At 41.9% G+C, this 12,533-nt stretch carries 9 protein-coding genes; 2 read left to right on the top strand and 7 right to left on the bottom strand.

All coding sequences use genetic code 11. The annotated features are described in order from the left end of the window. Positions 1 to 121 precede the first annotated feature (121 nt). From D9X91_RS14415 to D9X91_RS14420, 3 genes are all read right to left on the bottom strand, one after another. A complete protein-coding gene (locus tag D9X91_RS14415; RefSeq protein WP_158598330.1) occupies positions 122 to 2,593 on the bottom strand; it encodes an FtsX-like permease family protein in 2,472 nt (823 codons plus the stop codon). A 68-nt stretch (positions 2,594 to 2,661) separates the two neighbouring features. After that, entirely contained in the window at positions 2,662 to 2,811 is a 150-nt protein-coding gene (locus D9X91_RS22545; RefSeq protein ID WP_158598331.1) for a hypothetical protein, read from the bottom strand. Positions 2,812 to 2,931: 120 nt separating this feature from the next. Continuing rightward, positions 2,932 to 3,405, bottom strand: a complete 474-nt coding sequence (locus D9X91_RS14420) for an NUDIX hydrolase (RefSeq protein WP_121681346.1) — start codon at positions 3,403 to 3,405, stop codon at positions 2,932 to 2,934. Between the two features lie 149 nt (positions 3,406 to 3,554). Here D9X91_RS14420 and D9X91_RS14425 point away from each other — a divergent pair, with 149 nt between their 5' ends. After that, a complete protein-coding gene (locus D9X91_RS14425; RefSeq protein ID WP_121681347.1) occupies positions 3,555 to 5,228 on the top strand; it encodes a M3 family oligoendopeptidase in 1,674 nt (557 codons plus the stop codon). On the opposite strand, the gene D9X91_RS14430 is transcribed toward D9X91_RS14425, so the two are convergent. The 4 genes from D9X91_RS14430 to D9X91_RS14445 form a co-directional block, all read right to left on the bottom strand. After that, positions 5,134 to 6,564, bottom strand: a complete 1,431-nt coding sequence (locus D9X91_RS14430) for an MFS transporter (RefSeq protein WP_121681348.1) — start codon at positions 6,562 to 6,564, stop codon at positions 5,134 to 5,136. The genes D9X91_RS14425 and D9X91_RS14430 overlap by 95 nt on opposite strands. Positions 6,565 to 6,741: 177 nt before the next feature. Beyond that, entirely contained in the window at positions 6,742 to 8,601 is a 1,860-nt protein-coding gene (locus tag D9X91_RS14435; protein WP_121681349.1) for an ABC transporter ATP-binding protein, read from the bottom strand. Beyond that, entirely contained in the window at positions 8,598 to 10,322 is a 1,725-nt protein-coding gene (locus D9X91_RS14440; protein WP_121681350.1) for an ABC transporter ATP-binding protein, read from the bottom strand. The genes D9X91_RS14435 and D9X91_RS14440 overlap by 4 nt, the downstream gene beginning before the upstream one ends. Further along, a complete protein-coding gene (locus D9X91_RS14445) occupies positions 10,315 to 10,800 on the bottom strand; it encodes a MarR family winged helix-turn-helix transcriptional regulator (RefSeq protein ID WP_121681351.1) in 486 nt (161 codons plus the stop codon). The genes D9X91_RS14440 and D9X91_RS14445 overlap by 8 nt, the downstream gene beginning before the upstream one ends. 253 nt (positions 10,801 to 11,053) lie before the next feature. On the opposite strand from D9X91_RS14445, the gene D9X91_RS14450 reads away from it, so the two are divergent. Then, positions 11,054 to 12,409: a glycosyltransferase family 2 protein gene (locus D9X91_RS14450; protein WP_121681352.1), complete on the top strand. Its 1,356-nt coding sequence runs from the start codon at positions 11,054 to 11,056 to the stop codon at positions 12,407 to 12,409. Positions 12,410 to 12,533 lie beyond the last annotated feature (124 nt).

Raw genomic sequence — 12,533 nt, forward strand, 5'->3', positions numbered from 1 at the left:
AGATTATGTTAACTATAAAGTAGTATTACCGTCCGCTTGCTGCATCCTTAGCATGATTCATAGATAGATTGGACTGTGCAAGTAGAATTGCACGCCCAAAAATGAAAAAAACTGGATTCCATCAGCCTTTCAAACCTATAAATGGACTGATTTTACTTAAAATACGACTTGGTATGATTGAAGCGATAAATCCGATTAGAAGCGGAATGACGATGGTTGGCAGAACATATAGAAAATCAATGAATGTGATGTTTCCATATAAGAAGATGATCATAAGAATGGATATGGCCACTCCCAGCCCTCCTCCAATCAAGCCGATGATGATGCCTTCCAAATAGATCAACGTTTTCAATGAAGTTTGTGTCCACCCCACAGCCATCAACATAGAGAATTCCCGTTTCCTTTCCACTACGTTTTGCCAGGTGATCTCAGCAGTCGTTACAATGGCAATGAAACAAGCTATACCCATGGCAATGTAGTGGTTTGTTCCAATTTTCATCACGAGGAACTCCCCCATCCAGGTACTATACATCACGCCCTTTAAACGGAACGTGATAAAGAGGAAAAATGACACTAATGCAGTTGGAAATGCAATGGCCAATATTGAGAGCATATTCCGTTGAAATTTTCCAAGAACCTGATTCAACACCATTTTCACTATGCCGTTTGTTGATATAAAGCGTTTTCCCATTGTCGATACTTCACCCGTTTGAATGGTTTCATAAGGGGTGATTTTTCTAATCAGGCTTCCTGAAATCAAAGATCCTGAATAATAGATTAAGATTACAAACAAACTGGCAATCAAAAGTTTTAGGATGGAGATGGCATGTCCTTGGCCAGCCCAAATGAATGAAATGCCCCATACGAGGAAAAGAGAAACAGCGCTGAGAAGACCGCACTCAATCATTACAAGGCGAAAAAGGTCTTTTGTTTTCCAGCCCAATGAGAGCAAGACAGCGAAATCTTTTTTTCTCGATAATAGAGAGACGTAGTTGGTTGCCAGCACATAGATAATGGCAACTGCAATCACAGTAGCAATAACTCCGGAAAAGCCCATTGAAGTTTCTTTAAAAATCGTATAAGAAGCCCCAAGATGAATCCAAGGCTGTTCGATCCACCCTCCATCATGATCTATTTTTTGAATATGGATCAGGACCGGCTGGGGTGAAGATCCTATTGTCACATCGGCTATTAGTCCTGTTCGTTTTTCAATTTGTCTTGCAACGTCCTCTACTTTCTTTTGGTTTTCATCACTGATCTTCTTGACGCCAGCAACACGAATCCGGATGGCCGAAATCGGTTTTTCTCCTCCCAAAAGCTTTGCTGCTCCCAATGTGGTGATCAACGTGGGCTGTTCAGTCAATAGCCCGACCGGTGTTCCAGATGAAGTAATCGTTACTGGTGGATTTACCGGCTCGTCCTTTCCATTCAACACAAGCTTCGCGCTTGGTGCACGATAGGTCTCCATGGGAAGCTCAGATAAAGGATCCTTTGAAATTTTCAAGTGGGATGGATCGAAGAAACCGAGGACATCATACCGAACCGTTGGCCTCTCTTTAACCGGGATGGCATTGAGCATTCGGAAGGTATTGGACGGAAACCGGGTTGCATCCTTATCATCTAGCTTTTGTTCATTGACTTGAAAGGCATATTTCCAGCGTTCTTTAAACGGGCTCTCTATTTCCTTATAAGAAATTGGATTTGTTTTATAAAACATGACAGAAGACGGTTGAAAGGTCCCGATTGTTTGAAGCTGTTTTTCACCGGTAAATGGATTTGTGTTTTCGGTTTCATTAAAAATGGTGTCCTGCAACTGTTTTCCAGACGCTGTAAAAGAATAAACATTCTTTTCTGATTTCTTTTGATCCAAATAGGCGGTTATGTCATCTTGATTTTGAGATTGCAGTTTTATTATTTGACTTTGAGAAACATCGATTTTATCCACTTTATTCTGAAACATCATTTTTCCGATTGGATTCGGATTGATTAAGACCGGAATGGTAACCTTCCCATTTGAACCAAATGCTTCATCCGCATCGAGATTGAAGTAACGGTTTTGCCCAAACTTGGCCAATGTATCATCAAGGCCGACGAGTTTCGCTTCCTGAACCGGATCAATCCCAACCAATAGCTGAGTGGAATGACTGTACAATCCATTTTCGAGTGGGTTTGATGCCAATCGGGGATTGATAAAATAATCATCACCAACTGTAAAATATGTCGTTGTCTGATAGCTATTGTCCTGTGACATAATATTCGTTTCTTTATAGACTCCAGGTTCCTGAACAACATTCTCGATTTTTTTATTGATCTGGATACCTAGTCCCGTGTAGCCTATCATCGCAATCGGTGCAGCAACATCGATTCCATTCATCCTTTTAATTTCGTCGTATTGGTCAAAACTGATTCCGCCTTGGATATTACTTAAAAAATTCGGCTCAAGCAGTCCATTGTTTGCATCCGATACATGAAGACTTTCAGGCGGCCTTACGACAATATCGTAGGTAGATTTCCATCTTTTTTGCAGTGTATCAACAACCGTTCCTTTATTTGACTCTGAAATATTGAATAAAAAACTGAGGCCACAGCTCATTGTGACCACCCCTATGAGCAAAAGAATAAAAAGTTCTTTTTGTCGGATCCAGCTTTTTAGTATGTAATTCAACATTTCAAACAACCAGCTTTCATCAATAGTCCTTTTTCCTTTTCTTTCTGAATGTACAAATCCTTTCGTGTAATGGTTGATGCAAATGCCACTACCCCGGTTGGACGATCTTTCTTTTTCTTAATTGAGTTTAATGGTTTCGCCATAGCTCCTCCTTCCAATTAAATGCAACAACAATATTCATTGTTAAATTATCCCATAAATATTCGAGTTTGCATATATATTTACTATTTTTGTAAATTAAACTATGCATCACTCATATTTGTTCAATGGTCCCCATCTATTCTCCCCAACAAATGATGTGGATTCGTTTCCCATGTTTCATACGGAATGAAATGTTCAGCTTTCATGGCATCGAGGGTTCTGGATTTCATATGCGGCCGGGTAATATATTCATCAATATTCTCCGAGTTCAGTTTAGTGAAACGCGCTTGCCTGATTTCTTCCGCTTGCAGTGTCAGTTCCCCACCAATCAATTTTGCCCTGAATACAACCGATAAGATTTGCTTTGTCGCATGATAATAAACACCGGTAATGCCGATTGGTGTTATGATGAAACCTGTTTCTTCAAAAACTTCACGGCAGACGGCTATGTCCAATGGTTCCCCCAGTTCAACCTGTCCTCCTGGAGGCTCCCAAGTATCTAATCGATTATGTGTTTTTACCAACAGCGTTTCTCCTATTTTATTCAGTACGAAAGCAGAAACGGCAACGATGTGCTTCGGGGTTTCCTTTATCATGACAAGTCCCTCCTTAAATTGGATGTTTTCTACCTATTCGTTAAAAGGAGCCATACACCTGCAAAATTGAGTAATGAATAAAGGAAAATTTTTCTTTACTTTTAAAAGTAATATAAATTACTATATAAATATAAAAGGAGGTTGAGAACATGAATCAATTAAGAACAATTTTTGATAGTTTGACCTATGAGCATGACTATCACAAACTAATTGAGGAATTTGATAATGCTGCGACATTTGATCAACAGAATGGCGTATTCATGAAATTGAATGATCTCCGGTTCTCCTTCGAAACTGCACTCAATTATGCAAGGCTTCAGCACTTTCGAAATATGCAAGATGAATATTACAGCAGCGAATACCAAAAATTCAGCCAATTCGAGACCACTTATTCAAAGCTCACAGGCGTATTTTACCGATCTTTATTAAAGGCAAAGTTCAGAGATGAACTCGAAAACCTTTATGGAAAACAGCTGTTCAGCTTGGCAAAAATCAAACAAAATTCTTATTCGGAAGACATTGAAGAAGAGCTTCAGAAAGAAAACCGGCTCATTGCCGACTATCAATCCTTGCTTGGCAAATCGGTCATTCAGTATGATAATCAAACGTTTAGCCTATCCTCTATCACACCTTACTTATCATCTTCTGATCGAAACACACGTAGAAAAGCTCACCTTGCGAAGACAGCATTTTTCATGGAACATGAGAATGAATTGGACGATATTCTAGATGAACTCGTCATCACTAGGAATCAGATTGCCGAAAAGTTGGGCATGACCTCCTTTATTCAGCTCGGCTACAATCGAATGAATCGAACGGGCCACACGCCTGAAGACCTCAAGCAATATCGAAAACAAGTTGCGCGCCATGGTATCCCTTTTGTTGCAAAGCTGCGAGACAAACAAGCGAAAAGAATCGGGGTATCCAAATTGAAATATTTCGATGAAAACTGCTTATTCCCTGAAGGGGCACCAGCGCCAAAAGGGTCGCACAAGGATATCTTATCCACCTTTAAGATGATGTTTGATGAACTTGGCCCTGAAACGAAGGATTTTTTCCATGAACTAACATCTAAAAACAATATGGATCTTGCCTTTCGCGAAGGAAAATGGGGTGGAAATTTCGCCACATTTGTTGGAGAAGACAAATCGCCTTTCCTCTTCACCAACTTTCATGGCATATCGAATGATATCCGCGTCTTCACTCATGAAGCCGGCCATGCCTTCCAATTTTTTATGTCCAGGCATTGGAACATCCCGGAATATCTCCTTCCATATGATTCAGCGGAAGTCTTCTCGTTTGCTATGGAACGGATTGCTTGGCCATGGATGAATCAATTTTTCGGAGAGGAAACGGAGAAATATCAATTGGCACACCTTACTACAGCTTTCACTTATATGCCACTTGCAAGTGCCGTTGATGAATTCGAACATTTTTTGTATGAACAACCTCAAGTTTCAACCTCAGACCGTAAAAAGATGTGGCGTGATTTGGAGCAGAAGTATATGCCTGAACGGGACTATGATGGTAATGAATTTTTGAAAAGCGGTACGGGATTCTATGAGATTGCCCATCTCTTTACGACGCCGTTTTATTTCATGGATTATGATCTTGCGCATTACTGTTCTGTGCAGATATGGGCACTCCATCAAAAAAATCCATCCAAAGCCTGGAAAACATATTTGAATATGTGCAGAATTGGAGGAAGCCAGCCCTTCCATGAATTAATCAAGAACGCTGGTTTGTTATCGCCTTTTGAAGAAAACAGCGTAAAAGTGTTATTAAGTGATGTGGAGGAATGGATAGAAACTGCAGGTGACTAAGTAAAAAGGAAGGAGGATTCTCATGCCACCTCCTTCCTTTTTTGGTCGTTCTCATAACACTTACAGAATTTCCTTTAACCAGTTTCCTTACTTTCAATCTATTGTCTTTTCTAATCACTGGATTTAAAATCATCAGAAGAACGACTGCACCACCGAAAATGGCGATGCCCAGAAATAAATGATGGATGCTGAAGTGGACAAGCAATGTACCGGTAAGCAACAGTGAAACGGGTTTGCTTGACTCAAGCAGCACTCTCATTGTACTTTGTGATCTTCCCAACAGCTCCCTTGGCACCTTCACCAAGAATAGGGATTGCAATGCGATGCTTGCCAATGGGCTTCCTATCCCTGCAAGAGCAATTAAAATCAACACTTCAACAAAGTTATCACAAAAAGCTAAAATACCAAATGCTCCAAGCATTAAACAAAGCCCAGTTATCATAGGTACAATTTTTCTGAACTTGCTAAAAAGATTAATTGTAATCGATCCAATAAAAATGCCGATAAAAAACGCGATCTCAACCATGGCCAATTGGGAGGCATTATCCACAAATAACGGGAATATTACTGCGACCGGTGCGAGCATAAAGTTGATCAGAATTAAATAAATGATCATCCCCCGTATAATAGGGACGGTAATGATGGTTTTTAGTCCGGTCTTTAAATCATGGCTAAAGCTTTTCTTGTTTAATTTATTTGATGGCTTTTCCACTAAGCTTTTCTCTTTTATGAATAAAATAAAAAAGAAAGACACAAAAAATGAAAAGGCATTGAATAGAAAGGCGGTTGGGACACTAAATACGAGCAACACACCTGCCAATGCAGGCGACGCCAGCCCCACCACTGTTTGAATAGTAGACGAAAGGCTTTGAGCCCTTGTCATTAAATGGTCGGGTACAATGGTTCTGATGGCAACTGATTTAGCAGGCGAGAAAAAAGCATCGAACGATGATGCAACCGCTGCGGCAGCGATGAGCATCCATGGAAGAAGCATATTCAGCCAAAAAAGAATCACAATAGCCAATACCACAAGACCGCGAAAAATATCTGCCATCATCATGAACCTTTTTTGATTTCCTCGATCTACAAGCACACCTGCAAAAATACCAAAGATAATGGTTGGTATCACTTCCGCTGTCAACACAAGTGACATGAACAAAGCAGAACCAGACAATAATTTCATTGCCCAGATGAGGGATAAGGCATAGACGCCATCTCCCAAAGTGGATACAAATTGACCGGCAATGAGCAATCGGTAATGTTTGATCGCAATCAAATTTTTAAAGCTGTCTTTATTTTCTTCATTCACTTCCGCTTGCACTGTTGCTTCAGTCATAATTTACCCCTATCATCATATTTTATAGAAAATTTAAAATTATCATTACATAAAATACTACAATTAAATAAATTTACAGTAAAGGAATTTTTATACATTTTTGGCTGAGGATATTTGATATTAAAAAAACTCAGGGGAAAACCCTGAGCTGTCAATCTATATCTCAATGAACCAAGTCTAACCGACTGCCTTTTCGGAAAATTGACTGTTGTAAAGATCTGCATAAAATCCATTTTGATCCAATAATTCATCGTGTGTCCCCTGCTCGATCACGGCCCCCTGGTCCATGACAAGGATAAGGTCAGCGTCCTTGATAGTGGAAAGCCTGTGTGCGATGACAAAACTAGTTCTTCCTTCCATCAAACGGTTCATCGCCTTCTGGATAAAGATTTCCGTACGCGTATCGACACTTGATGTGGCTTCATCAAGAATCATAATCGGTGGATCGGCTAAGATGGCCCTGGCAATGGTCAAAAGCTGCTTCTGGCCTTGTGAGATATTCGAAGCTTCCTCGTTGAGGACAGTCTCATAGCCATCTGGCAGCGTCCGGATAAAATGATCGGCATGTGCGGTACGCGCCGCATCCGTGACTTCTTCATCGGCAGCCCCGGTTTTCCCATATGCTAAATTCTCTCTGATGGTTCCGTTGAATAACCATGTATCCTGAAGGACCATCCCGAAATTTTTTCGAAGATCTTCCCTGGACATTTCACGCGTATCAAATCCGTCGATAAGGATCCTACCACCTCTCAACTCATAGAAACGCATCAGTAGATTGATGAGCGTCGTTTTCCCTGCGCCTGTCGGGCCGACAATGGCCACGGTCTGCCCTGGCTTCACATGGATATTCATATCGTTGATCAATAATTCTTCTCCATAGCCAAAATCCACATGTTCGAAGTCGACTGCTCCTTTTGCTCTTGTAACACTCACTTCGGTCACATCTTTCACTTCTTCCTCTTCATCAAGCAGCTCAAAGACGCGTTCCGCTGCGGCTACCGTCGATTGGATGATGTTAGCGATATTGGCAGTCTGTGTGATCGGCTGCGTGAATTGTCGTGTATATGTGATGAAGGCTTGGATGTCACCGATGGATATTGCACGTTTTGTAACGAGTATCCCTCCGACGACACTGATCAGCACATAGCTGATATTTCCGATGAACATCATCATCGGCATGATGATTCCTGATATGAATTGCGCCTTGCTTCCTGCTTCATATAATTCTTCATTCACCCTATCAAACTCGGCACCGGCTTTTTTCTCATGTCCGAACGCCTTCACGACTTGATGTCCCGTATACATTTCCTCAATATGTCCATTCAATTGGCCAAGCGTCCGCTGCTGGTCGGCAAAATGCTTTTGCGAGCGTTTTAATATCGGGCGGATGCCGAACATGGATAGCGGCAGACTTACTATCGAAATGAGCGTCAAAAGCGGACTGATTGTCAGCATCATAATGATGATCCCGATGATGGTGACAATCGATGTGATGAATTGGGTCAAACTTTGCTGCAAAGTTGTTCCAATCGTATCGATATCATTGGACATTCGGCTAAGTGTATCTCCGTGGGAATGTCCGTCAAAGTATTTCAGCAGGAGCTTCTCGAGCTTCTTATTGACATCTTCCCTTAGATCATACACTGTTCGTTGAGCGACAGTTGACATTAAATATTGTTGGACATACGTAAACAAACTACTCAAAACATACAATCCTGCAAGGGTTAGTAGGATTCTTCCGATGCCTGCAAAGTCAATTCCCGCACCAGGCACCCCCATGAATTTCCCGTAGGCTCCTTCGAATAATTTCGTAATCGCCGTGCCCATGATTTTTGGACCTGCAATCATAAACACGGTGCTCAGGATGGCTGCGGCAAAAACAGCGATCAATCGACTCTGGCGAGGTTTTAAGTACATCAAAAGTCTCTTTAAGGTACCTTTAAAGTCCTTCGCCTTCTGCCCCATCATCATCATGTTGCCGCCGCCGGGACCATGTCCCATCTGCATACCCCTTTGAGGTCTTCTTTGATTACTCATGCGATTTCCTCCTCTGACAGCTGCGATTCAACAATCTCGCGATATACGGCATTGTTTTCCAATAATTCCTTATGCGTCCCGATGCCTGCAACTTCCCCTTGTTCAAGCACAATGATGCGATCTGCATCAACAACGGTACTTACACGCTGAGCTACAATCAGCACCGTTGCCTCCTTTGTTTCCTCCTGTAATGCGGCACGGAGCTTAGCATCCGTTTTATAATCCAATGCTGAAAAGCTGTCGTCAAAGATGTAAAGATCGGGCTTGCGGACAAGCGCACGCGCGATTGACAATCGCTGCTTTTGTCCCCCGGATAAATTGCTTCCTCCCTGCTCGATCTCGGATTCATAGCCATCCTTCATGCGGTTGATGAATTCTTCCGCCTGCGCGATGCTTGCTGCCTGTTCGATTTCCGCATGAGAGGCATTTTCCTTTCCAAAGCGAATGTTATCTGCGATTGTCCCTGTGAAAAGCAGTGCCTTTTGCGGGACAAAGCCGATTCTTGAACGAAGATCATCCTGCGAAGCATCCCGAATGTCGACCCCATTTACAAGAATAGATCCACTTGATATGTCGTAGAATCGTGGAATCAAATTAACGAGGGTCGATTTCCCTGATCCCGTCCCTCCAATGATCGCTGTTACTTCACCAGGATTTGCTGAGAAGCTGATATCGGTCAGCGCAGGCGCCTCTGCACCCGGATAGCTGAAGGTGACATGGTCGAACTGCAGCGTCCCCTTCTCTTGATCTGCTTCCATAGTACCTTCATCAAAAAAGGAGGGCTTCATATCCATTACTTCATTGATGCGTTTTGCCGAAACAGCCGCGCGCGGCACCATGACAAACATCATCGATGCCATCACAAGTGCGAACATGATTTGCATCACGTATTGAATGAACGCCATCAGATCACCTATCTGCATGCCGCCATTGTCAATGCGGATACCTCCGAACCAAATGACCGCAACGACTGTCAAATTCATGACAAGCATCATGATCGGCATCATGAATGCCATGATTTTATTTACCTTTATTGAAACATCCGTCAATTTTTCATTTGCCTTTTGAAGCCGTTTCTTCTCTTCCTCTTCCCGGTTGAAGGCACGGATGACCCTTACCCCTGTCAAATTCTCCCGAAGGACGAGATTGAGTTTATCCAATCGTTTTTGCACCGTTTGAAAGAGTGGAATTCCTTTGTACAGAATCAATAGAATTGATCCGATCAGAACCGGCATAGTGACGACGATGACAAGAGAAAGCTTTGCATCCTTCGAAACGGCCATGATGATCCCGCCTATCAGCATGATCGGGGCGCTGACTACCATCCTCAGCATCATGATCACCACCTGCTGCACTTGGGTGATATCGTTCGTCGTCCTTGTAATCAATGAAGCAGTACCGACTTCATCAAATTCCTGCAAGGTGAATTTTTCCACATGATAGAACACTTTGCGGCGGACATCACGCCCCAACCCCATTGCTGATTTGGAAGAATAATAGCTGGCAACGATCGAAGCCAATCCGCCTATTGCGGAAACGAGCAGCATCCAGCCGCCTATTTTCCATATGTATGGTGTATTTCCTTTCACAACACCATTATCGATGATGTCTGACATCAACGTCGGTAAATACAGCGTAGACATTGATTGGATAAAGATGAATACCAAAACGGCAGTGACACTCCATTTGTAGACTGATAAATTTTTCAATAACTTAATCATTCGCCTGATCCCCTTGTTCTTTCAATTGAGATTCCATGAAATCAATGATTTTCATATGTGAATTCAGCAGTTGTTCAAATTCTATATCCGTAAAGACTGTCATCGCAGATTCAAATATGTCATGGACGCTTCCTTCCTGCTGATGGATCGTCTTAAAGAAGTTTTCTCCCATTTCACTAAGAGACAATTGCACTTCCCTGCGATTTTCTTCCATTTGCTGCCGGTGAAGCCATCCACCCTGTACCAGGCCCTCAACGGCTTGGCTTAATGTACTTTTTGGAAGAAATGTTTTTTCCCTTAAGGCTTTCTGAGAGATGACTTTTAATGGGGCGATCGTCATTAAAATGGAATATTGCGGAACGGATAATCCATTTTCCACTGCTGTCTTCTGAACGATGTGCATCAAATTTTTCTGGACCCGCCAAAATGAACGAAGCAGTTTGACCGATCGTTTGATTGTCGGATTTTCCTTTTGCATGAATTTTTCCCTCCTCCAAAACAGAACGGTTCGTAATGGAACGGTTCGATAATGATTGATTCCAATTTACACCTTTCCCATTCGCCAGTCAATGAAAAATCATCGACAATATTCTAGAGGAATAAGTAAATAAATAGTGAAATTGGAATGTTCCTCAACCTGTTCCGATAATCACCAATGTATATCTTGAAATACTTATGCTACTTTAAAGAAGTGAACAAAAAGCATTTCCTAGTCGAAAGGTCAGACACCTATGAAACCTGCAAAAAATTCAATAAACCAACTTTTAAATAGAAAACAAACAAAACAAATATATATCCCCATCATTACAAAGTTTTTTATCAGCCACGCATTCGCTTTTTTATGGATGTGCCTTTCCATCTATTTGTCCATGCCATGGCTAAAGAACTTTTCAGCTGTTGTATCTTTCCCCTTGGCTTTTCTTATTATCGGAGGAATTTCCTATATCCCCGGTTATATGAATGCTTTTTTGGTCATCAGCCTTATCTTGGATAGACAGCCGGTGTTTAAAGAAGAATCTCCTGATGATGGAATTACCATTTTGATCGCCGCACACAATGAAGAGGGAAAAATTTATCAAACCTTGAATTATCTCAATCAGCAAGACTATGAAGGCCCCATTCATGTCTTTGTCATCGATAACGCTTCAACCGATCGTACAATACAAGAAGTGCTTCGGGCTAAAAGGCAGCTCTCACTTGAGATGGAACTGCTACATGAGGAAAAAACCGGGAAATTCCATGCATTAAACCACGCATTATCATTCGTGAAGACGCAATATGTAGTGACCATTGATGCAGATACCCTCCTCCATCCTTCTTCATTACGTTATTTAGTTGCAAGAATGAAATCCAGTCCTGATGATGTATGTGCAGTAGCAGGATCAGTCCTTGCCAAGAACAGCAGAGAAAATCTCTGGACCAAAATCCAGGAATGGGATTACTTTTTAGGCATTGCCTCCATTAAACGGCTGCAAGGTCTGTACCAAGGAACATTGGTTGCCCAAGGAGCATACAGCCTGTATAAGACGGAAGCCATCCATTCAGTCGGCGGGTGGCCGGATGCCATTGGAGAGGACATCGTCCTGACTTGGCGCCTCCTTCAAAATAATTGGAAAGTATACTTTGAACCGCTTGCAGTCTCATTTACAGAGGTGCCAAGTACGTTTAAGCATTTCGTCCGCCAACGGGCAAGATGGGCAAGGGGGATGATAGAAGGGCTATTGGATATTAGGCCATGGCACCAGCCACAGCCTTATGTCAAAAATTTGACTGGAATAAATCTGCTCATGCCTTATTTAGACATCACTTATACTTTTTGCTGGATCCCAGGTCTATTCCTCGCTTTTTTTGGCATCTATTGGATCGTTGGCCCGATGACATTGTTTGTCCTTCCGTTGACATTGATAAGTTATTCGATTCTATATTTCTATCAAAAAAACTATGTCTTTAAGCCTCTTCACCTAAAAGTGAGAAAAAATTGGATTGGTTTTGCCTTGTTTGTCATCGGTTATCAGATGATCATGTCGCCAGTTTCCGTATACGGTTATTTCCAAGAGGTATTCCGGCTTAACCGGAATTGGAAATAGTTGAGGCTGGGACAAAAGTGTTTTAATCGAAGAAAATCCCGAACTATAATTCGAAATCTTACCTTAGACTTCGGATTCGTTCGGGTTTTTCTTGTTAAGGCATGTTTATTAGTTTTTGATACAT

This window comes from Falsibacillus albus (genome assembly GCF_003668575.1).
In the GTDB taxonomy this organism is placed as follows: Bacteria; Bacillota; Bacilli; order Bacillales; family DSM-25281; genus Falsibacillus; species Falsibacillus albus.